General features: G+C 69.3%; 23 protein-coding genes. 13 read left to right on the forward strand and 10 right to left on the reverse strand.

Going from position 1 to position 20,085, the window contains the following annotated elements; all coding sequences use genetic code 11:
* The first annotated feature begins 22 nt into the window (after positions 1 to 22).
* From lpxD to lpxB, 5 genes are all read left to right on the forward strand, one after another.
* Complete coding sequence (gene lpxD / locus PKD06_RS02750; protein WP_324377460.1) at positions 23 to 1,081, forward strand: UDP-3-O-(3-hydroxymyristoyl)glucosamine N-acyltransferase; 1,059 nt, start codon at positions 23 to 25, stop codon at positions 1,079 to 1,081.
* Positions 1,082 to 1,142: 61 nt separating this feature from the next.
* On the forward strand, positions 1,143 to 1,610 hold the full coding sequence (fabZ, locus tag PKD06_RS02755) for a 3-hydroxyacyl-ACP dehydratase FabZ (protein ID WP_324377461.1): 468 nt from the start codon (positions 1,143 to 1,145) through the stop codon (positions 1,608 to 1,610).
* Positions 1,607 to 2,443: an acyl-ACP--UDP-N-acetylglucosamine O-acyltransferase gene (gene lpxA, locus PKD06_RS02760; protein WP_324377462.1), complete on the forward strand. Its 837-nt coding sequence runs from the start codon at positions 1,607 to 1,609 to the stop codon at positions 2,441 to 2,443. The genes fabZ and lpxA overlap by 4 nt, the downstream gene beginning before the upstream one ends.
* On the forward strand, positions 2,440 to 3,339 hold the full coding sequence (gene lpxI, locus PKD06_RS02765) for a UDP-2,3-diacylglucosamine diphosphatase LpxI (RefSeq protein ID WP_324377463.1): 900 nt from the start codon (positions 2,440 to 2,442) through the stop codon (positions 3,337 to 3,339). Before lpxA ends, lpxI begins: the two co-directional genes overlap by 4 nt.
* Positions 3,332 to 4,513: a lipid-A-disaccharide synthase gene (lpxB, locus tag PKD06_RS02770; protein WP_324377464.1), complete on the forward strand. Its 1,182-nt coding sequence runs from the start codon at positions 3,332 to 3,334 to the stop codon at positions 4,511 to 4,513. The genes lpxI and lpxB overlap by 8 nt, the downstream gene beginning before the upstream one ends.
* A 45-nt stretch (positions 4,514 to 4,558) precedes the next feature.
* Here the strand turns inward: lpxB and PKD06_RS02775 are convergent, their stop codons facing one another.
* Positions 4,559 to 6,394: a methylmalonyl-CoA mutase family protein gene (locus PKD06_RS02775; RefSeq protein WP_324377484.1), complete on the reverse strand. Its 1,836-nt coding sequence runs from the start codon at positions 6,392 to 6,394 to the stop codon at positions 4,559 to 4,561.
* A gap of 123 nt (positions 6,395 to 6,517) precedes the next feature.
* On the opposite strand from PKD06_RS02775, the gene PKD06_RS02780 reads away from it, so the two are divergent.
* Genes PKD06_RS02780 through glp form a run of 5 tightly spaced genes read left to right on the forward strand, consistent with a single transcriptional unit; the run spans position 6,518 to position 12,252 of the window.
* A complete protein-coding gene (locus PKD06_RS02780) occupies positions 6,518 to 8,692 on the forward strand; it encodes a protein-disulfide reductase DsbD domain-containing protein (protein ID WP_324377465.1) in 2,175 nt (724 codons plus the stop codon).
* Between the two features lie 42 nt (positions 8,693 to 8,734).
* A complete protein-coding gene (gene trpD / locus PKD06_RS02785; RefSeq protein WP_324377466.1) occupies positions 8,735 to 9,757 on the forward strand; it encodes an anthranilate phosphoribosyltransferase in 1,023 nt (340 codons plus the stop codon).
* Complete coding sequence (gene trpC / locus PKD06_RS02790) at positions 9,754 to 10,545, forward strand: indole-3-glycerol phosphate synthase TrpC (protein ID WP_324377467.1); 792 nt, start codon at positions 9,754 to 9,756, stop codon at positions 10,543 to 10,545. Before trpD ends, trpC begins: the two co-directional genes overlap by 4 nt.
* Positions 10,546 to 10,549: 4 nt before the next feature.
* Positions 10,550 to 11,029, forward strand: coding sequence for a cyclic pyranopterin monophosphate synthase MoaC (gene moaC, locus PKD06_RS02795; protein ID WP_324377468.1), 480 nt, complete (start codon positions 10,550 to 10,552; stop codon positions 11,027 to 11,029).
* Positions 11,029 to 12,252 carry a gephyrin-like molybdotransferase Glp gene (gene glp / locus PKD06_RS02800; RefSeq protein ID WP_324377469.1) on the forward strand — a complete coding sequence of 408 codons (1,224 nt, stop codon included), beginning with the start codon at positions 11,029 to 11,031 and terminating at the stop codon, positions 12,250 to 12,252. Before moaC ends, glp begins: the two co-directional genes overlap by 1 nt.
* Positions 12,253 to 12,261: 9 nt before the next feature.
* Here the strand turns inward: glp and PKD06_RS02805 are convergent, their stop codons facing one another.
* The 4 genes from PKD06_RS02805 to PKD06_RS02820 are packed head-to-tail and all read right to left on the reverse strand — an operon-like array spanning position 12,262 to position 15,147.
* A complete protein-coding gene (locus tag PKD06_RS02805; RefSeq protein ID WP_324377470.1) occupies positions 12,262 to 12,687 on the reverse strand; it encodes an HIT domain-containing protein in 426 nt (141 codons plus the stop codon).
* Between the two features lie 47 nt (positions 12,688 to 12,734).
* Complete coding sequence (locus PKD06_RS02810) at positions 12,735 to 13,934, reverse strand: GNAT family N-acetyltransferase (protein ID WP_324377471.1); 1,200 nt, start codon at positions 13,932 to 13,934, stop codon at positions 12,735 to 12,737.
* The gene (locus PKD06_RS02815) at positions 13,931 to 14,680 is read right to left on the reverse strand and encodes a glycerophosphodiester phosphodiesterase family protein (protein WP_324377472.1); all 750 of its coding nucleotides are present in this window, start codon (positions 14,678 to 14,680) and stop codon (positions 13,931 to 13,933) included. The genes PKD06_RS02810 and PKD06_RS02815 overlap by 4 nt, the downstream gene beginning before the upstream one ends.
* The gene (locus tag PKD06_RS02820; protein WP_324377473.1) at positions 14,677 to 15,147 is read right to left on the reverse strand and encodes a RidA family protein; all 471 of its coding nucleotides are present in this window, start codon (positions 15,145 to 15,147) and stop codon (positions 14,677 to 14,679) included. Before PKD06_RS02820 ends, PKD06_RS02815 begins: the two co-directional genes overlap by 4 nt.
* Before the next feature lie 114 nt (positions 15,148 to 15,261).
* Here PKD06_RS02820 and PKD06_RS02825 point away from each other — a divergent pair, with 114 nt between their 5' ends.
* A complete protein-coding gene (locus PKD06_RS02825) occupies positions 15,262 to 16,107 on the forward strand; it encodes a cell envelope integrity EipB family protein (protein WP_324377474.1) in 846 nt (281 codons plus the stop codon).
* 16 nt (positions 16,108 to 16,123) lie between these two features.
* On the opposite strand, the gene PKD06_RS02830 is transcribed toward PKD06_RS02825, so the two are convergent.
* Positions 16,124 to 16,498: a DUF3572 domain-containing protein gene (locus tag PKD06_RS02830; RefSeq protein WP_324377485.1), complete on the reverse strand. Its 375-nt coding sequence runs from the start codon at positions 16,496 to 16,498 to the stop codon at positions 16,124 to 16,126.
* A 23-nt stretch (positions 16,499 to 16,521) separates the two neighbouring features.
* Here PKD06_RS02830 and PKD06_RS02835 point away from each other — a divergent pair, with 23 nt between their 5' ends.
* Positions 16,522 to 16,890, forward strand: coding sequence for a response regulator (locus PKD06_RS02835; protein ID WP_324377475.1), 369 nt, complete (start codon positions 16,522 to 16,524; stop codon positions 16,888 to 16,890).
* A gap of 12 nt (positions 16,891 to 16,902) precedes the next feature.
* Entirely contained in the window at positions 16,903 to 18,273 is a 1,371-nt protein-coding gene (locus tag PKD06_RS02840; protein WP_324377476.1) for a PleD family two-component system response regulator, read from the forward strand.
* Between the two features lie 251 nt (positions 18,274 to 18,524).
* On the opposite strand, the gene PKD06_RS02845 is transcribed toward PKD06_RS02840, so the two are convergent.
* The 4 genes from PKD06_RS02845 to PKD06_RS02860 all read right to left on the reverse strand — a co-directional run.
* The gene (locus PKD06_RS02845; protein ID WP_324377477.1) at positions 18,525 to 18,794 is read right to left on the reverse strand and encodes a hypothetical protein; all 270 of its coding nucleotides are present in this window, start codon (positions 18,792 to 18,794) and stop codon (positions 18,525 to 18,527) included.
* Positions 18,795 to 18,879: 85 nt separating this feature from the next.
* On the reverse strand, positions 18,880 to 19,086 hold the full coding sequence (locus PKD06_RS02850; RefSeq protein ID WP_324377478.1) for a hypothetical protein: 207 nt from the start codon (positions 19,084 to 19,086) through the stop codon (positions 18,880 to 18,882).
* 128 nt (positions 19,087 to 19,214) lie between these two features.
* Positions 19,215 to 19,382, reverse strand: a complete 168-nt coding sequence (gene rpmG / locus PKD06_RS02855; RefSeq protein WP_324377479.1) for a 50S ribosomal protein L33 — start codon at positions 19,380 to 19,382, stop codon at positions 19,215 to 19,217.
* 115 nt (positions 19,383 to 19,497) lie between these two features.
* Positions 19,498 to 20,085 (reverse strand): NUDIX hydrolase (locus PKD06_RS02860; RefSeq protein WP_324377480.1); only part of this gene is annotated, 588 nt, incomplete at its 5' end.

A 20,085-nucleotide genomic window follows, 5' to 3' on the forward strand; every position in this document is an offset into this window, starting at 1 on the left:
GGCCGCTTTCGGACGCCTCGTGATGGCCGAGCCCGTCTTCTTCGCGCGGAGCGCGCCGGTTTCGCTCGCTGAGATCGCCGGCCTTGCCGGCGTTCCGCTTCCCGCGGGCGCGCCCGATCTCGGCATCGAGAACGTCGCCCCGCTCGACGATGCCGGGCCGCACGACGTTTCCTATATGGACAATGCCCGCTACGCGGAGGCTCTCGCCGCGACGCGGGCGGGACTTTGCCTCGTCTCGAAGCGGTTCGCGGCGTCTGTTCCTTCGGGAACCTTCGCGCTCGTCGTGCCGGAGCCTTACAAAGCCTATGCGGCGGTTCTGACCCGGCTCTATCCGGAGGCCCTGCGCCCCGCTTCCGTCTTCGGCACCTCGGGGCGGAGCCCGGGGAGCTACGTCCATCCCTCGGCGCGGCTCGAGGACGGCGTCGGCGTCGATCCCGGCGCGGTGGTGGGGCCCGGCGCCGAGATCGGGCGCGGCACCGTGATCGGCGCAGGCGCGGTGATCGGCCCCTCGGTCAGGATCGGGCGCGACTGCTCGATCGGCCCGCAAACCACGATTCAGCACGCCCTCCTCGGCAACCGCGTCATCCTGCATCCGGGCGTCCGCGTCGGGCAGGACGGCTATGGCTACGCCCTCGGCCAGGGCCGGCACATCAAGGTGCCGCAGATCGGCCGCGTCATCATCCAGGACGACGTGGAGGTCGGCGCCAACACGACCATCGACCGCGGCACGACGCGCGACACCGTGATCGGCGAGGGGACCAAGATCGACAACCTCGTCCAGATCGCCCACAACGTCGTCGTCGGCCGCCATTGCATCATCGTCTCCCAGGTCGGAATTTCCGGCTCGACCACGCTTGAGGATTACGTCGTCCTCGCCGGGCAGGTCGGGGTCATCGGCCATGTCCGCATCGGGCGGGGCTCCCAGATCGCCGGCGACAGCAACGTCAATTGCGACGTGCCGGCCGGCTCCCGCTGGGGCGGCACGCCGGCCAAGCCCGTCCGCGAATGGTTCCGGGAATTGACGCTGCTGAAAAACCTCGCCGCGAAGCGCGGGCGGAGTGACGAGAGCGCCGCGGATTGATAATCGAGCCGCGGCGCGTCCTCAGGCGCAGCCTGATCGTTCAGCACGGGGAGAAGGGCTGATGCCCGAAGAGGCGAAGCCGAAGCTCGAATCGGCGGATATCGTGAAGCTGCTGGAGCTTCTGCCGCACCGCTATCCGTTCCTGCTCGTGGACAGGATCGTCGATATCGACAGCGACCGATCCTGCATCGGCATCAAGAACGTCACCTATAACGAGCAGATCTTCAGCGGCCATTTCCCGCAGGCGCCGATCTTTCCCGGCGTCCTCCTGATCGAGGGAATGGCGCAGACGGCCGGCGCGATCTGCATTCTCTCCAAATCCAGCGAGGGCAAGCCGCCGAACAAGGTCTTCTTCATGACGGTCGACAAGGCCAAGTTCAGAAAGCCGGTCGTGCCCGGCGACGTGGTTCGTTTCCACATGACCAAGCTCAATTACCGCCGGAACATGTGGTGGTACCGGGGCGAGGCGAGGGTCGAGGACGCCGTGGTCGCCGAGGCAGAGGTCAGCGCCATGCTGGTGATGTCGTGAGCGCCGCGCCCGACCAGGCGCGGCTCGGCGCGCCGGAGATCCATCCCACCGCCATCGTCGACCCGGCCGCCCGCCTCGGGGCCGGCGTGAAGATCGGACCCTTCTGCGTGATCGGGCCGGACGTCGTGCTGGGCGAGGGCTGCGAGCTGATCAGCCACGTCGTGATGGCGGGCCACACGACGCTCGGTCCGCGCTGCCGCATCTTCCCCTTCGCCTCCATCGGCCATGCGCCGCAGGACCTGCGCTATCGCGGCGAGCCGACGACCCTCGCCATCGGCAGCGACTGCATCATCCGCGAGAACGTGACGATCAATCCGGGCACTCCCAACGGCAAGGGCAAGACCACGGTCGGGGATCGCTGCTTCCTCCTCGCCAGCTCGCACGTGGCGCATGATTGCGTCGTCGGCTCGAACGTCATCCTGACCAACAACGTGATGCTGGCCGGCCATTGCGAGATCGGGGATTTCGCGATCCTGGGCGGCGGCGTCGGCATCCACCAATTCGCCCGCATCGGTCCCCATGCCTTCATCGGCGGGCTGTCGGCGGTCGAGAACGACGTCATCCCCTACGGGATGGTGATCGGCAACCGGGCCTATCTGCACGGGCTCAACATCATCGGCCTGCGCCGGCGCGGCTTCACCCGCGAGCAGATTCACGACCTGCGGCGCGCCTATCGTCTCCTGTTCGCGGCGGAAGGCACGCTGACGGAGCGCGTCGTCGACGTCGCGGAGGAATTCGCCGGACATCCGACCGTGCACGAGATCCTCGACTTCATCCGCCTCGGCGGCGAGCGCTCGATCTGCGTGCCCCGCGAGGTTCCCCCCGGCGCATGAGGGAGCCTGGACAGGCGGGCGAGCCCGCGCGGGACGGCCCGATCGCGATCCTGGCGGGGTCGGGCGAATTGCCGATGCGGCTCGCCGATCGCCTCACGGCGTCCGGCCGGACCGTCCGGGTCCTCGCCTTTCGCGGCTTCTGCGAGCGCCGGCTGACGGCGCGCGCGGATGCGGTCGTGAATCTCCTCGACCTGCGCCGCATCGTCTCGACTCTCGAATCCTGGCAGCCCGCCGCGCTGACGCTGGCCGGAGCGCTGCGGCGTCCCTCGGTCTCCGCCCTGATCGGTGCCTATTCGGCCTATCGCGACCGGGACTATGTCGCCGCGGTCGTCTCGCGGGGCGACGACAACCTGCTGCGCGGCGCGGTCGAGCTTCTGGAGAGCAAGGGCTTTCCCCTCCTCGGCGTGCGCGAATTGGCGCCCGAGCTTCTCGCGGCGCCCGGCAGGTACGGCATTCACGCCCCGTCCCCGCAATCCTTCGCCTCCATCGAGTGCGGCTTCCGCATGCTGGAGGCGCTCTCTCCCTACGATGTGGGGCAGGCGGCCGTGGTGAGCGGCTTCAGGGTCATCGCCGTCGAGGGGCCGGAAGGCACCGACCGGATGCTGGCGCGGGCCCGCAAAATCGCGGCGGGGGGATTTCTGCGGCGCGCTCGACCCGGCGGCGTGCTGGTCAAGGGGCCGAAGCGCGACCAGGATCTGCGGGTCGACCTGCCGGCCATCGGGCCGCGGACCGTGGCCCATGCCGCGAAGGCCGGGCTCGACGGGATCGCCATCGCCCAGGGCCTGACGCTCGTGCTCGACCGCGAGGGCACGATCGCGGCGGCGAACAAGGCGGGGCTCTTCCTGGTCGGGATCGACCGCGACGCTCTCCTGCGCGGCGAGGCGACCGGTGGCTGATCCGATGCGAATCTATCTCGTGGCCGGCGAGCCGTCCGGCGACCAGCTCGGCGCGAGCCTGATGCGGGCGCTGAAGGCCCGGCTCGGGGAAGGCGTCGAGATGAAGGGCGTCGGCGGAGAGGCGATGACGCGCGAGGGCCTTTCCTCGCTCTTTCCCCTGTCGGATATCGGCGTCGTCGGGCTGCGCAACGTCCTGGGGCGCCTGCCGAAGATCCTGCGCCGCGCCTATTCCATCATCGACGAGGTGGTGGCTCTTCGGCCGGATGTCGTCGTCATCATCGATGCGCCCGATTTCACCCATCCGGTCGCACGGCGCATCCACCGCCGGGCGCCCGGAATCCCGATCGTGAACTATGTCAGCCCCACGGTCTGGGCCTGGCGGCCGGGGAGGGCGCCGAAGATGCGGCGCTACATCTCCCACGTGCTGGCGCTGAAGCCCTTCGAGCCCGCCGCCCACGAGCGGCTCGGGGGGCCGCCCTGCACCTATGTCGGCCATCCGCTGATCGAGCGCCTTGATTTGCTGCGCCCCGCGCCCGGCGAGCGCCACGCGATCGGGCAGGACCCGCTGGAACTCCTCGTCCTTCCCGGCAGCCGTCCGAGCGAGATCCGCCGGCTCATGGAGCCCTTCGGCGAGACGCTCGGCATCTTCGCGGAGCGGATCGGCCGGCCCTTCGAGGTCACGATTCCTGCCGTCTCCCATCTCGCGGACGACATCCGGCGGCGGGCCGAATCCTGGCCCGTCGCGCCGCGGATCGTCGAGGGGGAGGGGGAGAAGAACGCCGCCTTCCGGCGCGCCAACCTCGCGCTCGCCGCCTCCGGCACGGTGACGCTGGAACTGGCGCTGTCCGGCGTGCCGATGGTGGTCGCCTATCGCGTCTCGGGTCTCGAGGCCCAGCTTCGCTTCCTGGTGAAGGTGTCGTCGGTCGTTCTCGCCAATCTGACGATCGGGGAGAATGTCGTGCCCGAATTCATCCAGGAGGATTGCACGGCGCAGAAGCTCGCTCCCGCGCTCCTCGCGCTCGCCGCCGACACGCCGGAGCGGCGGCGGCAGGAGGAAGGTTTCGCTCGGCTCGACGCGATCATGGAGGCGGGATCGCCGACGACTCCGAGCGAGCGCGCCGCCGCGATCGTCCTCGCGGAAGCCGCGAAAGGCAAAGGACTCGCGGCACGCTGAGACAAGCCCGGCCATGACGACCAGGAGAGAACGGACCGAGGCGATCTATCGGATTTCGGATCGGACTAGGCTGTCCAGGACCTCCGGGAGATTCGAGCCGGCTGCGACGAATCCCGTGACCCCCGCGGCCCTCAGCGCCGCCTCGCGCTCGCCGGGGCGGCCGGCGAGAAAGACGGTTTCTGCGCCCGCCTTCCGCAAGGCGGCGGCGGACCGCTCGGCCTCTCCGGCGTAGATCTCGTCCGAGGAGCAGAGACAGGCGAGCGAAGCGCCCGATGCCTTGAACGCCTCGGTCAGCGCGTCGAGCGAGGCGAAGCCGTCATTCGTCAGCGCCTCGATGCCCACGGCCTCGAACGCATTGCGGGCGAAGGTCGTGCGCGTGGTGAAGGCGGCGGGCGTTCCGAGATTGGCCATGAAGACCTGCGGCCGTCGGCCGGTCTCGCGCAGGCGCTCGTCGGAGAGGTCGCGCAGCTTTTCGAAAGCCTCGCCTGTCCGGCGCGAGGGCAGGGGTTCGAACTCGGTCAAATCGGCAGGAGGCGGGGCCTCGGCAGCGGATTCCATGAGCACGGCGACCGGCGCCTCCCGGAGGTCGGGAAACTCGCTCGTGCCCGTGATCGGATCCCGCCGGAGCGCGGAGGCCGTCTCGCGCCGCGCCCGCACCTCGGCGATCCGGCGGCCGAGGGCGCCCGATCCGAGGCTCGCAACGATGCCGCCTTCCTTCTCGATCTCCTGGAAGAGCGCCCATGCCTTGGTGGTCAGTTCCTCCGTCAGGGCCTCGAACGCGCCCGATCCGGCCACCGGGTCGGCAACCCGCGCGAGATTCGATTCCTCGAGCAGGATGAGCTGCGTGTTGCGCGCGAGGCGACGCGCGAAAGCGTCCGGCAGGCCGAGAGCGGCGGTGAAAGGAAGGGCGGAGATGCTGTCGGTCCCGCCGATTCCCGCCGAAAAACAGGCGAGCGTGGTGCGGAGCAGGTTCACCCAGGGATCGCGCCGGGTCGTCATCCGCCAGGCGGTCTCGGCCGAGAGATGCGCATGGGCGGGCTCGAACCCGCACGCTTCCTCGACACGGGCCCAGAGGCGGCGGAAGGCTCGCATCTTGGCGACGGTCAGGAACTCGTCGGCATCGGCGACGAGCAGGAAGGAGAGCGCCTCGCGCGCCTTCGCCGTGTCGTGGCCGCCCGCCTCCAGGGCGCGCAGATAGGCGACCCCGGTCGCGAGGACGGCCGCCAGCTCCTGCGCCTCGGTGGCGCCGGCCTCATGGTAGGGGCGCCCGTCGGCCCGCGCGAGGCGTCCGGCGAAGCCGCGCTCCGCCAGCGCCGCGAGCCGGGTGGCGAGTGCCTCTTCCCAGGGAGGCATCTTGCCGGCTCTCGCGGCGGCGCCGATCGGATCGAGGCCGAGATCGAGGTCGAGCGCGGCGAGATCATGACCACGCCCGCGCGCAAGGGCGACAAGGGCGTCGACCGCCGCATCGGCATCGGGAGCGGGATCGAGCCGGATGGCGACAAGGTCGAGCATGACGCCGCGAAGCGCGCGGTCCAGGACTTCCGGTGTCGTGGCGACAAGGCCGAAACCCCGTGCCGAGGCCGAGCCCGCGCAGACGATCGTCAAGGCGTCCGCCCCGCCGGTGAGGTCCTCGAGGATCAGTTCGTTGGCGGTCTCGACCTCCGGGTGATCCACCCGCGCGACGATGCGCCACGGCACGGCAGCGCGGCCCGCGACGCCGCCATCCGTCCTCGCATAGAGCGGATCGATGCGGATGCCGTCATAGGTCTTGCCGAGGAGGGTCTTGTCGAAGTCGCGGCCCTTGAGAGCCTTCTCGGCGGCGGCTCTCCAGGCCTCGCGCGTCGCGGCGGGGAACTCGGCGGCGAGAGCGAGATCGGTCATGCCGAGGCGGTAGCGTGGCTTTGCGCCGCATGCAACGGCTACCATCGGAGGGTTCCTTGAGCGGGAGCCACGTTTCCTCCAAACTGAGGGACTATCCCGGCCGCATCCGAAATCCTCGCCTTCATGCGCAAGCTCCTGGCCGCGGCCATCCTCCTTCTCGCTTTCCTGCCGCTCGTTGGCCCGGCAGGGGCGGCCCCGAGCGCCTCCGACCTCGTCCAGGCAGAACTGGTCGCCGAGCCGCGCGCGATCGAGCCGGGGCGTCCCTTCACCGTGGGCATCCGCCTGCGCATGGCGGAGCACTGGCACACCTATTGGCGCAATCCGGGCGATTCCGGCCTCGCGACGGAAATCTCCTGGACGCTTCCGCCCGGATTCTCGGCCGGGCCCATCCAGTGGCCGAGCCCGAGCCGCATCCCGATCGGGCCTCTCGTCAATTACGGCTACGAGGACGAGACGGTTCTCCTCGTCGAGATCACCCCGCCGGCGGATTTCGGCGGCGCCAAATCCGTCGAGCTGAAGGCGCTGGTCAATTACCTCGTCTGCGAGCGCGAATGCATTCCCGGCGAGGCGCAGCTCTCGACGAGAGTGCCGACGGCCGCTCCGGGGCAGGGGGGAATGGATCCGGCGAGCCGCTACATCTTCGAGGCGGCACGCGCCTCCCTCCCGGTCCCGTTCGAGGGGCGGGCGACGCTCCGGCAGGGGCAGGGGGCCGAGCTTCTCCTGCACTTGGAAGGAGGCCAGCTCGCCTCGGCGAAGGTCTCCTCGGCCTATTTCTTTCCCGCCGAGGAGGCCGCCATCGAGACGGCCGCGCCGCAGGTGCTGACGGCCAATCCGTCCGGCCTCTCGCTGTCCTTGCAGCGCAGTTCCTCCGCGAGCGGGCCTGTCCCGGACATGCTCGCCGGCGTCCTCGCGATCGACGAAAAGGCGGGCGATGCCGTCAGGCGCAGGAGCTTCCAGATCGGCTCGATGCCCGCCGCTCCGGCGGGTTCGGGCGCCGCGGCGGTCTCCGCGCCGAAGCCGGCCGAGGCCGAGGCGCCCGCCTTGCTGTGGGCGGCCTTCTTCGCCTTCCTCGGGGGGCTCGTCCTCAACCTGATGCCCTGCGTCTTTCCGGTGCTGTCCATCAAGGTCCTGAGCCTCGTCCAATATTCCGGCCGCAGTCCCGGCTCGATCCGCGCCGCCGGGCTCGCCTATGCGGCCGGCGTCGTCATGAGCTTCCTCGCTCTGGCGGGGCTCCTGCTCGCCGTGCGGGCCGGCGGGCAGGAGGTGGGGTGGGGCTTCCAGCTCCAGTCCCCGGCCCTCGTCCTCGCCCTCGCCTTCCTGCTCTTCTGCGTCGGGCTGTCCCTGTCCGGCATCGCCGAGTTCGGCGTCTCCATCGCCGGGCGGGCGGGCGCGCTGAAGGAGCGCTCGGGCCTGTCCGGTTCCTTCCTGACCGGCATCCTCGCCGCCCTCGTCGCGACGCCCTGCACGGCGCCCTTCATGGGAGCCGCGGTCGGCTATGCGGTCACGGCCTCTGTTCCCGTGGCTCTCGCGGTCTTCGGCGCGCTCGGCCTCGGCCTCGCGGCTCCCTTCCTGCTCCTGACGATCCGGCCCTCGCTTCTCTTCCTGCTGCCCCGGCCGGGGGCCTGGATGAACACGCTCAAGCAGTTCCTGGCCTTTCCGGTCTACGCGACGGTGGCGTGGCTGCTCTTCGTCCTCGCCCAGCAGGTCGATGCGAATGCGCTCCTCGGGGCGCTGATCGGCCTCGTTCTCCTCGCCTTCGCGTTCTGGTGCTGGCGGCTGGCCGTGGAGCGGGAAGGATTTGCCCGCCGCCTCGCGCAGGGACTCGCCGTGCTCGCTTTCTGCGGGGTCGCCGGAATCGGATGGCTCGCGACCGGGGAGCGATCCCCCGGCGTGGCGGCAACTGCCGGGGCCGGCCAGGAAAGCTTCTCGCAGGCGCGGCTCGACCAATTGCGGACGGAGGGCCGGCCGGTCTTCCTCAACATGACGGCGGCCTGGTGCATCACCTGCCTCGTCAACGAGCGCGCGGTGCTCTCCAGCGCTGCCGTGCGGGACGCGCTGGAGGATCGCGGCATCGTCTATCTCAAGGGAGATTGGACGAACCAGAATCCCGAGATCACGCGCCTTCTCGCACGGCACGGGCGCAACGGCGTCCCCCTTTATGTGCTCTATCCCCCCCGGGGTGAGCCCGTCGTACTGCCCCAACTCCTGACCCAGGCCGGCGTGCTGGGGGCCCTCGCGCAGGTTCCCTTGGTCCAGGCCGCCTCGCCGGCCCGGCGGGCGGAGGCCGCGATTCGGTAGCCGCGGCGTGACAAGGGCCGGCCGGCAGTGCAATGAGCCGGCATGGAGACCTTCAAGCCCTTCCTCGCCAAGATCGCGACGGGTGCCGCGCTCAGCCGTGAAGAGGCGCGGGACGCCTTCGAGGCCCTGCTCTCGGGCGAGGTAACTCATGCCCAGGCCGGCGCCTTTCTGATGGGGCTGCGCGTGCGCGGCGAAGCCCTGTCCGAGATCGTGGGAGCGGTCGAGGCGATGCGCAGCCGCATGCTGCGCGTCTGCGCGCCCGCCGAGGCGATCGACATCGTGGGGACCGGCGGCGACGGCTCGGGGAGCTACAACGTCTCGACCCTCGCCGCGATTGTCGTCGCGAGTTGCGGGGTTCCCGTCGCCAAGCACGGCAACCGCGCGGCCTCCTCGAAATCCGGCGCGGCGGACGTGCTGACGGCGCTGGGCGTCCGAATCGGGCTGTCGCCCGCCGAATCCGAGCGTTGCCTGAAGGAGGCCGGGCTCTGCTTCCTCTTCGCGCAGACGCATCACGCCTCGATGCGCCATGTCGGCCCGGTGAGGACAGAACTCGGCACCCGCACCCTGTTCAACTTCATCGGGCCGCTCTCCAACCCGGCCGGGGTGAAGCGCCAGCTCGTGGGCGTGCCCTCGGCCGCCTGGCTGGTGCCGCTGACCGAGACGCTTCGGGAACTCGGCTCGGAGGTCATCTGGACCGTCCACGGCTCGGACGGACTCGATGAGATCACCACCACCGGACCCACCGAAATCGTGGTGCTGGAGAAAGGCGACATCCGGCATATCAGGGTGACGCCGGAGGAGGTCGGCCTCGCCCGCGCCCGGCGGGAAGATCTCAAGGGCGGCGACCCGGCCCACAATGCCGCCGCGCTCGTGGCGGTCCTCGAGGGCCGGCCGGGCGCCTATCGCGATATCGGCCTGATCAATGCGGGCGCCTCCCTCGTCGTGGCGGGGCGGGCGCGCGATCTGGCCGAGGGCGTCGCGCAGGCCCGCGCGGCGCTGGACAGCGGCGCCGCACGCGCCACGCTCTCCAGGCTGGTCGCCGTTTCGAACGGAGGGGAGGGATGACCGACATCCTTCAGCGCATCGCCGCCTACAAGCGCGAGGAGATCGCGGCGGCGCGCCGCGCGATTCCCGAGGCCGAGATCGAAAGCCGCGCCCGCGCGGCTTCTCCTCCGCGCTCGTTCGCCGGGGCGCTGCGGAAGAAGCATGCGGCGGGCGAAAGCGCCCTGATCGCCGAGATCAAGAAGGCGAGCCCTTCGAAAGGGCTCATCCGGCCGGATTTCCACCCGGCTGCCCTGGCGCGCGCCTATGAAGAGGGAGGCGCGGCCTGCCTCTCGGTGCTGACGGATGCGCCCTCCTTCCAGGGGCGGCCCGAATATCTCGTCGAAGCGCGGGGCGCCTGCGCTCTGCCGGCCTTGCGCAAGGATTTCATGTTCGAGCCCTATCAGGTCCGCGAGGCGCGGAGCTGGGGCGCCGACTGCATCCTGATCATCATGGCAGCCCTGGACGATGCGGAGGCCCGCGCCCTGCACGAGACGGCGAAGAGCTTGGCCATGGACGTCCTCGTCGAGGTCCATGACGAGGCGGAACTCGACCGCGCGCTCGCGCTCGGGGCCGATCTCGTCGGTATCAACAACCGGGACCTGCGCAGCTTCGAGGTCTCGCTGGCGACATCCGAGCGCCTCGCGCCGCGCATTCCCCGGGACCGCATCGTCGTGGCGGAAAGCGGCATCGCCACGGCGGAGGATATTGCACGGCTTCGCGCCGCCGGCATCGAGACCTTCCTCGTCGGCGAGAGCCTGATGCGGCAGGCGGATGTCGCGGCGGCGACGCGCCGCCTCCTGGCGGCCTGATCCGGTGGCCACGCTCACCCATCTCGACAAGAGCGGCGCGGCCAACATGGTCGATGTCTCCGGCAAGGCGGCGACGAAGAGGGTCGCGCGGGCCGAGGGGAAGGTGGTCACCGCCCCCGAAACGGTGGCGCTGATCCGCGCGGGCGATGCCAGGAAGGGCGACGTCCTGGGCACGGCCCGCCTCGCCGGCATCATGGCGGCCAAGCGTGCCCATGAATTGATCCCCCTCTGCCATCCGCTCCTGCTGACGAAGATCGCGGTGGATTGCCGCCTCGACGACGCCCTGCCCGGCGTGAGGGTCGAGGCGGAGGTCTCCGTGACAGGCCAGACCGGCGTCGAGATGGAGGCCCTGACCGCTGTCTCGGTGGCCTGCCTTACGCTCTACGACATGGTGAAGGCGGCCGATCGCTCGATGCGGATCGAAGGCATCCGGCTCCTGGCCAAGAGCGGCGGCCGCTCGGGCGACTACGAGGCCCGGGACTGATGGCGATGATCCCGGTCGAGGAGGCGCTGGCCCGCGTGCTCGCCGGGATCGGACAGCCCGTCGAGGCCGAGGAGGTTCCGATCTCCCGCGCCGCGGGCCGCACGCTCGCCGCCGATCTCGTCGCGAGCCGCGACCAGCCTCCTTTCGCGGCCTCGGCCATGGATGGCTATGCGGTTCGCGAGGCCGACCTCGCCGCGCTTCCGGCGACGTTTCGCCTCCTCGGCACGAGCGCCGCCGGACGCCGCCACCAAGGCCGGATCGGGTCGGGCGAGGCCGTTCGGATCTTCACCGGCGCCCCGCTGCCGGACGGCGCCGATGCGATCGTGATCCAGGAGGATACGGAAGCCGGAGAGGGCGTTGTCACGGTCCGGGCCAAGGAGCCGCCGGGACGTTACGTCCGCCCGGAAGGGCTCGATTTCAGCGAAGGCCAGATCCTGCTTCGGGCCGGCGACCGGCTCGACGCCCGCCGCATCACGCTGGCTGCGGCGGCCGGGCACGGCACGCTGAGCCTGCGCCGCCTGCCCCGCATCGCCATCCTCGCGACGGGGGACGAACTGGTCCGGCCGGGCGAGCATCCCGCCCCCGACCAGATCTTCGCCTCGAACCCTTTCGGCGTCGGCCGGATCGTCGAGAAGGCCGGCGGAGAGGCGGTCGACCTCGGGATCGCGCGCGACAATCTCGCCGACCTCGCTCGCGCGGTCGAGACGGCGCAGGCTGCGCGGGCGGATATCCTGGTGACGCTTGGCGGCGCATCGGTCGGAGATCATGACCTCGTGCAGAAGGCCCTGCTGGGCGAGGGCATGGAACTCGGCTTCTGGCGAGTGGCGCTGCGGCCGGGAAAGCCCCTGATGCACGGGCGGCTCGGCAAGATGATGCTGCTGGGATTGCCGGGCAACCCGGTCTCCTCGCTCGTATGCTCCATCCTGTTCCTGGTTCCGGCCATCCGCGCGCTGCTTGGCGATCCGGCGGCTGGCGAGGACCCGACCGAACCGGCGATCCTCGGGGAGGCCCTGGCCCCGAACGACGGCCGCCAGGATTATCTTCGCGCCAAGCTGGTCCGGCAGGCCGACGGGAGCCAGCGCGTGAGCGCCCATGCCCGGCAGGATTCGTCGATGACGGCGGTGATGGCGGCGTCCGACGCCCTCATCATGCGTCCGCCCCGGGCGCCGGCTCTCGCGGCAGGGGAAACCTGCCGGATGATCAGGCTCGATCGCTTCGTCTGACCGCTGCGGTTACGAGCCCAGCGCGGCCCTGAGCTTCGCGGCATGCGCCTCGAGCATGTCGGCAGGCGCGATCTGCCCGGCATGGGGCCGGAGCGTGACGCCCTCCTTGCGCGGCAGCACATGGACATGAGTGTGGAAAACGAGTTGTCCGCCGGCCCTCTCGTTGAATTGCTGGATCGTGATGCCGTCGGCGTCGAAGGCCGCCTTCGCCGCGCGCGCGACCCGCTGCACCGTCGCATAGAGGGTGGCGATGTCCTCGGGCGCCATGTCGAGGAAGGTCCGGCTCGGCGCCTTCGGGATGACCAGCGCATGGCCGTCCGCGCGCGGCATGATGTCCATGATCGCCAGCGTGTGCTCGTCCTCGTAGACCTTCAGGCAGGGAAGCTCCCCGCGCAGGATTTTCGCAAAGATGTTCGTATCGTCATAGGCCGGCATCGGCGCACCTCCTGTCGAGAGCTTCATCGGGACCGCGGGGCCTGCCGTCAATCGTCCTCGGCCGTCACGCGCCGGTAGGGCAGGGCCTCCTCGTATTCGGCCTGGACGGCGGCGACATGGGAGCGCTCCCGCACGAGATAATCGGCGACGGCCCGGCGGAAGTTCGGATCGGCGATGTCATGCGCCGAATGGGTGGTCACAGGGCGATAGCCGCGCGCGAGCTTATGCTCGCCCTGCGCGCCAGCCTCGACTCGGCGCAAGCCGCGCGCCAGCGCGAAATCGATCGCCTGATAATAGCAGACCTCGAAATGCAGGAAGGGGTGATCCTCGATGCAGCCCCAGTTGCGGCCGTAGAGCGCGCGATCGCCGATGAAGTTGATGGCCCCGGCGATGGGGCGTCCGTTCCGGCTGGCGATGACGAGCAGGATGCGCTCCGCCATCCGCTCCCCGACCAGCGAGAAGAAGCGCCGGTTGAGATAGGGCCGGCCCCATTTGCGCGAGCCGGTATCCATGTAGAAGGCGAAGAAGGCGTCCCAATGGGCCTCGGTGATGTCCCGCCCGGTCACATGGGCGATCGTGATCCCGTCCGCCAGCGCCTCCCGTCTTTCGCGGCGGATGACCTTGCGCTTGCGCGAGGCGAGGGCGGAGAGGAAGGTCTCGAAATCCCCGTAGCCTTCATCGAGCCAGTGGAACTGCTTGTCGGTGCGCACGAGATAGCCGTCTTGTGCGAGAGCGCGGCTTTCCTCGGCGGAAATGAAGGTGACATGCGTCGAGGAGGCGCCGATCCGGCCTTGCAGAGCCTTCAGGCCGCCGACCAGCGCCTCATGCGCCTCGGGGCCGGCATCGGGTTGGACGAGGAGGCGCGGCCCCGTGACCGGGGTGAAGGGGACTGCGACCTGGAGCTTCGGGTAATAGCGCCCTCCGGCCCGCTCATAGGCGTCGGCCCAGCCTCCGTCGAAGACGTATTCGCCCATGGAATGGGACTTGGCGTAGCAGGGCGCTGCCGCTGCGAGCTTCCCGTCGGCATCCGCGACCAGGAGATGCAGCGGCGTCCAGCCGCTCCGCCCGCCCACGCAGCCCGATTCTTCCAGCGCCGACAGGAAGGCGTGGCTGACGAAGGGATTGTGAGTCTCGTCGAGCCCCGGCGGGGCGCCCTCGGGCGGATTCGCGCACGCATCCCAGTCGGCCGCTTCGACCGCGCCGAGGCTCCGGGCGATGCGGATCTCGACCTGTCGCGGCTCGCTCAAGCCGGCACGAAGCCTTCAAAGACGATCTGGTCGACGAAGGCCGAGGCCCGGTCGGCCTCGACCTGCGAGCGGATCGTCCAGGTGATCACGGGAATGCCGGACAGGATGCGCGGCATGACCACGACCTGGCTCGGCAGGTCGGCATAGCGGTAGGAGATGAAATCGGGCCGGGTCTCGGGCCAGTGGGCGAAGGTCGCCATCGCCTTTTTCTCCGCCTCGGTCGCCGCGCCCCATTCCTCCCCCGGATAGGCGGCCTGCGCAACGATTCCACGCCGCAGCCGCGGCGCGATCCGCCGCAGGAGGGCCACGACCTTCGGATCGAAGGACTTCGCCGCCACGAGTTGATCGCGGCCTTCCAGCACCTCGACGACCCGCCGGGCGAGGCGCTCGTCCCCGTCGAAGCGGCTCTTGATCTCGACGACCACCGCCGCCCGCCGCCCGACGCGGTCGAGGAAGGCGGCGAGAGTCGGGATGGTCGATTCGCCGCCTCCGACCCGCAGGGCCCCGAGCGCGGCGCTCGTCCTGTTCCAGACGGGACCCGCCGCCTCGGTCAGACGTGCGAGATCGTCGTCGTGAAAGACCATGGCCTCGCCGTCCCCCGAGAGCTGGACGTCGCATTCGATGGCGTAGCCGCCCGAGATCGCGGCTTCCGCCGCGGCGACTGTATTCTCGTAGATGCCGCGGGCCGGCGCGTGCAGGCCGCGATGGGCGATCGGCCGCGCGACCAGCCAGGACGGCGTGCTCATTCGAGCGCGAACAGCCCTTCGACCTCGACACAGGCGCCGAGCGGCAGGGCGGCGACGCCGATGGTCGAGCGCGCATGCCGGCCCGCATCGCCGAAGACCTCGACCATGAGGTCCGAGGCGCCGTTCATGATCGGCGCCTGTCCGGTGAAATCGGGACTGCTGGCGATGAAGCCGCCGAGCCGGATGCAGCGCCGCACATGGTCGAGATCCCCCGCTGCGGCCTTGAGCTGGGCGAGGAGGTTGATGGCGCAGAGCCGTGCGGCTGCCTTCGCGGCATCCGGCGAGACGCCCGCGCCGAGCGTGCCCGTATGTTCGGGCGCGATCTTGCCGTCCCGCCCGAGGCAGAGCTGTCCCGAGATCGTCACGAGGCCGCCCATGCTGACGAAGGGCACGTAATTCGCCACCGGCGCCGCAGGGGAGGGGAGGGTGATGCCGAGTTCCTTCAGCCGAGCTTCGATCCGTCCCACCTTCGCCTCATCCTGGATGCATGTGCAGCTTTCAGCTTCTCACCCATGCCGGGAGCGGCGGCAAGCTGCTTCATTGCGGCGGCGGGGACGGATGGTAAGGTTAGGTGCCAGGACATGCAGGCGGATGCCATGATCAAATGCTGCATCGCCACGATGGCGGTGATCCTCCCACTCGGCCCTGCGGCGGCCGCGGGCGACCAGCCGGTGCGGCTCGCTCCCCATCGCGCGGTCTATGACCTCTCGCTCGTGTCGAGCCGCGGCATGCGGGGAATCGAGAGCGCGAGCGGACGCATCGCCTTCGAGTTCACCGGGAACGCCTGCGAGGGCTATGCGCTGAAATTCCGGCAGGTGACGATCCTGGACAGCGCCGAGAGCGGCGCACGCACCTCGGATCTCCGCACGGCGAGCTTCGAGAGCGGCGACGGGAAGAGCTATCGCTTCCGCAACGATTCGAGTTCGGAGACCGGGTCCAAGACCGTCGACGGCCTCGCCGAGCGCCGGGCCGGGCCGGCGCTGTCTGTCAAGCTGAACACCCCGCGGCGCAAGAACCTGTCCCTCCAGGGCGAGGTCGTCTTCCCGAACGCCCAGATGAAGGACATCATCGCCGCGGCGCGGGACGGCCGCACATTGCTGCCGCTGAAGCTGTTCGACGGCTCGGATGACGGCCGGAAGGTCTACGAGACGCTTGCCGTGATCGGCCGCGAGATCAAGCCGGGCGGGGAGGGCGCGCTCGAGGAGCCGGCCCGGCAGGAGGGACTCGCCAAGCTGTCGCGCTGGCCCGTCGTGCTGAGCTATTACGGCTCCGGCCGCGCCGATATGCTGCCGAGCTACATCCTGAGCTTCGACCTCTACGACAACGGGGTCAGCCGCGCGCTCAAGCTGGATTACGGCGATTTCGTCCTGCGCGGAGACATGGTCCGCCTGGACCTCCTGCCCGACAAGGGCGATTGTCGGCGCTGAACGGAAGGGGGTGCCGTCAGGCGTCCCAGTCCGGTTCCGGCGAGATTTTATGCCGGGCCTCGGCCACCTGCTCCGGCCGGCGGCCGAGTTCGGCGGCGATGGCCACGAGCAGGGCCTCGTCGGCGCACAAATAGTCCAGGACGGCCGGCAGGAACCCCGCTTCGGAAGCCGCCTGTCGGACGGACCCGGCATCGAGGCCGCTGACGGCCAGGAACCGGCCCAGCCGCTCGGGATCGGCGGCGAGCCGCTGGAACGCCTCGAGCGCGATGCCTTCGGCCAGATCCTTCGACATGATGTCGCGGCGTCTTGGCAGGCTGCCGGATTCGCCTTTCATCAAGATGTCTCCGCTACGATGCCCGCTTATCGAGAGGCGCGAGGCGCCCGCGAGCATCCGCTCCACCGGAACCGTGCCTGATGACGAAAACCGTGCTCATTGTCGAGGATAACGACCTCAACATGAAGCTGTTCAGCGACCTCCTGGAGGCGCACAACTATGCGACGCTCAAGACGGGCAACGGCGTCGAGGCGATCGAGATCGCGCGGGCCGAGCGCCCCGACCTCATCATCATGGACATCCAGTTGCCGCAGGTCTCGGGGCTCGACGTGATGCGCTGGCTGAAGGAGGACGACGACCTTCGCGCCATTCCCATCATCGCCGTGACCGCCTTCGCGATGAAGGGGGACGAGGAACGCATCCGGCAGGGCGGCTGCGAGGCGTATCTCTCCAAGCCCATCTCGGTCGCCAAGTTTCTCGAAACGGTCCGCACTTATCTGAACGCCTGACGGAAGATCGCCGTGTCTGCTCGCGTCCTCGTCGTCGACGACCTCTTCACCAATGTGAAGCTTCTGGAGGTGAAGCTCACCGCGGAATATTTCGACGTCGTGACCGCCATGAACGGTCCCGACGCGATCGCGATCTGCGAGCAGGGCCTCTGCGACATCGTCCTGAGCGACGTGATGATGCCCGGCATGGACGGATTCGAGCTGTGCCGCAGGCTCAAGGGCTCGCCGACGACCGCGCATCTTCCGATCGTTCTCGTCACGGCCCTCGACCAGCCCGCCGATCGCGTGCGGGGCCTCGATGCGGGGGCCGACGACTTCCTGACCAAGCCCGTGGACGACACCGCGCTCCTGGCCCGCATGCGCAGCCTGATCCGGCTGAAAGCGGCCACCGACGAGCTGCGGGCGCGGGTCATCGGCTCGCGCACCCTGGGGACGAACGATCCCTTCGTCGCCGCGACGGTCGAGACCGGGCAGAACGGACACGTCCTCGTCGTCGACGACCGGCCGGGTTCCTTCGAGAGGCTCAAGGCCGCGCTCGGCGCCTTCCACACGGTCGAGGTCGAGAGCGATCCCCATGCCGCGCTCCTGCGCTGCGCGGAGGGGGGCATCGACGTCGCCCTGGTGAGCCTCAACCTGCGCGATTTCGACGGCTTGCGCTTATGCGGGCAGCTTCGCTCGCTCGATCGGACGCGGGACGTCGCGGTGATCACGCTCGCCGAGGTCGAGGAGCGGGCGCGCATCCTGCGGGGCCTCGACATCGGGGCGGCCGACTTTCTGGTGCGGCCCATCGACAGGAACGAGCTGATTGCCCGGGTACGTACCCAGATCCGCCGGAAGAGATTCACCGAGCGCCTGCGGGAGAGCGTCCAGAGTTCCCTGGAGCTTGCGGTCACGGACGGCCTGACCGGCCTTCACAACCGCCGCTATCTCGACGTTCATTTCGATGCGCTCTTCAAGGACGCCGTGCGTCGCAATGCGCCGATCGCCGTCCTCCTGCTCGATATCGACCGGTTCAAATCCGTGAACGACCGCTTCGGCCACGATGTCGGGGATGCGGTGCTGAGGGAATTCGCGACGCGGATCAATTCGCTCACCCGCGGGGTCGATCTCGTGGTGCGGTTCGGCGGCGAGGAGATCGTCGTGGTCGTCCCGGAGGCCTCCTTGCAGGATGCGCGCATGGTGGCCGAGCGGATCAGGGAGCGCGTGTGCGGCAGCCCGTTCCAGGCCGGCCCTGCCGGCGGCCTGGACGTCACCGTGTCGATCGGCGTCGCCGCCCGCCAGGCCGGCGACCGGACGCCGGCCGAATTGCTGAAGCGGGCGGATATCGCCCTCTACCAGGCGAAAGGCGGCGGCCGGAACCGCGTCGTCGCCGAGGCCGCCTGAGCCGGCGGGGCGAGGGACCGAAGCCTTAACCTAAACAGAGGTTTAACGGCGCAAAGCGCCATCTTCGTATTGTCTTCGACTGGCAGGTGTCGCTACGGTTGCGTCCAGGTGCTCGGGCGTCGCAAGACGCTCCACAGGACGCCCTACGATGCTCAGGTCCGCCGCATCTCCTGGGTTTCTAGGGCTAGGCCGGCCCGGGAGCGACATCAGCCTCCTCATCGTCGCTCCCGGCCGGCCACTTCTTCCGGGAATCAGAAGGGCGGGGCGTATTCGACGCCGCCGCTCGTCTGCCGCTCCAGATCGACCCACAGGCCCGTATTCACGCATTCCTGCCAGCGCGGCCCGCAACTCGCCGTGCAGCGCTCCCGTGCGCCGAAATAATAGCGCGCCACCCGATCCGGCGTGCAGACCGACTCGCAGATCGCACGGTGCTCCCAGCAACTCATCTGGGCCCGGGCGGCCGTGCCGGCCAGCGGCAGGAGCGCCGCCGCCAGAAGAACACCGGAGAGCGCAAGGCGCATGAAGGCTCACTCCTTCGAAAGCCGGCTCCAGGCCATCACAGCCATGCGCGGAAGGCGGGATCCGCCCTTCCCGTAAGCATCCCTCTCAGGCGCCGGCTGAATTGTCCCCGCCGACCGTCACCGTCACCTCGTCGTCGAGCGGCGTCAAGACGGCGAGGATTTGCGAGCGAATCCCTTCGACGTCACCGCCGGCGCCGGGAACGACGTTCACTTGCAGGCCGTCCTGGTGGGATTTGTCGCCTCGATTCGTCTTGAAACCCGTGATCACCCCTTCGCGGACCAGCCCGTTCAAGGCTGCGTTGATATCTCCCCAGGATGCCATCGTGTCGAAGCTCGCGATTCCAGTCCAACTTTCGGACTATAAAACACAAAACGCTCCGAAAGGGAGCGTTTCATGGCATGCAAATGAAAGCGAGGGTGTTACTTGATCTTCGCTTCCTTGAACTCGACATGCTTGCGCGCGACCGGATCATACTTCTTGATCGAGAACTTGTCGGTCATCGTGCGGGAATTCTTCTTGGTGACATAGAAGTAGCCCGTGTCGGCGGTCGAGACGAGCTTCACCTTGATGGTGACGGCCTTGGCCATGATGATCTCCAGATGGGGCGCGCACGACGGTCGCGAGGCGAGCCGCATCGCCGCTCGAAAGCAATGAGCGGCCCTCCTCGCTCATCGAGCGGCCCGCGTCAAGGAAGAAGGCTCTTCAGAGCAGGTCGCGCAGGAACTTGCCGCGCTCCTGCCGATAGAAGGGAACCGGCGCATCGCGGGGAAATCCCTCGCCGACGCGGTGCTCCAGCTCCTCCAGCATGATGGAGGTGATCCGCGGCAGCTCCAGCGCCTTCGCCGCCCCGAGTCCCACCCAGGCGAGCTCGATCAGTTCCTTGTCCGGCCCGACGAAGCCCTGCTCCTCGAGGCAGACCCGCTCGCGATCCACCGCGAAGAAGCGCGTATCGAAGCGTTTCGGCCGGCGGGGAGGGGTGATGGCGCGGCCGATGAAGGTCACCGCGCCGAGATCTGGCAGGATGCCGGCCTCGACGAAGGAGGACCAGCCGGCCGGAACGGAGCGCCGGGGCGCGGCGTCTGCGGCCCTTTGTCCGATCACGAGGCCGGTTTCCTCGTAGGTCTCGCGCAAGGCCGTCAGGGCGAGCGCGCGCCCGCGCCCGTCCGAGCGGCGGGTCACGCGCGCGGCGAGGCGCAGCTCGGTCTCCTCCGAAAGCTCCGAGGCGGCTGCCATGAAGCGGTCGGAGCGCTCGAGACGCCCGCCCGGGAAGACGAACATGCCCGGCATGAA

It is taken from the genome of Enterovirga sp. (genome assembly GCF_035325185.1).
In the GTDB taxonomy this organism is placed as follows: domain Bacteria; phylum Pseudomonadota; class Alphaproteobacteria; order Rhizobiales; family Beijerinckiaceae; genus Enterovirga.

Bases quoted from the DNA above. Each gene is read 5' to 3' on its own strand.
- PKD06_RS02825 (WP_324377474.1), top strand. From the start codon at position 15,262: ATGCAGGCGGATGCCATGATCAAATGCTGCATCGCCACGATGGCGGTG.
- PKD06_RS02775 (WP_324377484.1), bottom strand. From the start codon at position 6,394: ATGACCGATCTCGCTCTCGCCGCCGAGTTCCCCGCCGCGACGCGCGAG.
- PKD06_RS02835 (WP_324377475.1), top strand. From the start codon at position 16,522: ATGACGAAAACCGTGCTCATTGTCGAGGATAACGACCTCAACATGAAG.
- PKD06_RS02780 (WP_324377465.1), top strand. From the start codon at position 6,518: ATGCGCAAGCTCCTGGCCGCGGCCATCCTCCTTCTCGCTTTCCTGCCG.
- trpD (WP_324377466.1), top strand. From the start codon at position 8,735: ATGGAGACCTTCAAGCCCTTCCTCGCCAAGATCGCGACGGGTGCCGCG.
- lpxI (WP_324377463.1), top strand. From the start codon at position 2,440: ATGAGGGAGCCTGGACAGGCGGGCGAGCCCGCGCGGGACGGCCCGATC.
- PKD06_RS02845 (WP_324377477.1), bottom strand. From the start codon at position 18,794: ATGCGCCTTGCGCTCTCCGGTGTTCTTCTGGCGGCGGCGCTCCTGCCG.
- lpxD (WP_324377460.1), top strand. From the start codon at position 23: ATGGCCGAGCCCGTCTTCTTCGCGCGGAGCGCGCCGGTTTCGCTCGCT.
- PKD06_RS02830 (WP_324377485.1), bottom strand. From the start codon at position 16,498: ATGCTCGCGGGCGCCTCGCGCCTCTCGATAAGCGGGCATCGTAGCGGA.
- fabZ (WP_324377461.1), top strand. From the start codon at position 1,143: ATGCCCGAAGAGGCGAAGCCGAAGCTCGAATCGGCGGATATCGTGAAG.
- rpmG (WP_324377479.1), bottom strand. From the start codon at position 19,382: ATGGCCAAGGCCGTCACCATCAAGGTGAAGCTCGTCTCGACCGCCGAC.
- PKD06_RS02815 (WP_324377472.1), bottom strand. From the start codon at position 14,680: ATGAGCACGCCGTCCTGGCTGGTCGCGCGGCCGATCGCCCATCGCGGC.
- glp (WP_324377469.1), top strand. From the start codon at position 11,029: ATGGCGATGATCCCGGTCGAGGAGGCGCTGGCCCGCGTGCTCGCCGGG.
- PKD06_RS02805 (WP_324377470.1), bottom strand. From the start codon at position 12,687: ATGCCGGCCTATGACGATACGAACATCTTTGCGAAAATCCTGCGCGGG.
- trpC (WP_324377467.1), top strand. From the start codon at position 9,754: ATGACCGACATCCTTCAGCGCATCGCCGCCTACAAGCGCGAGGAGATC.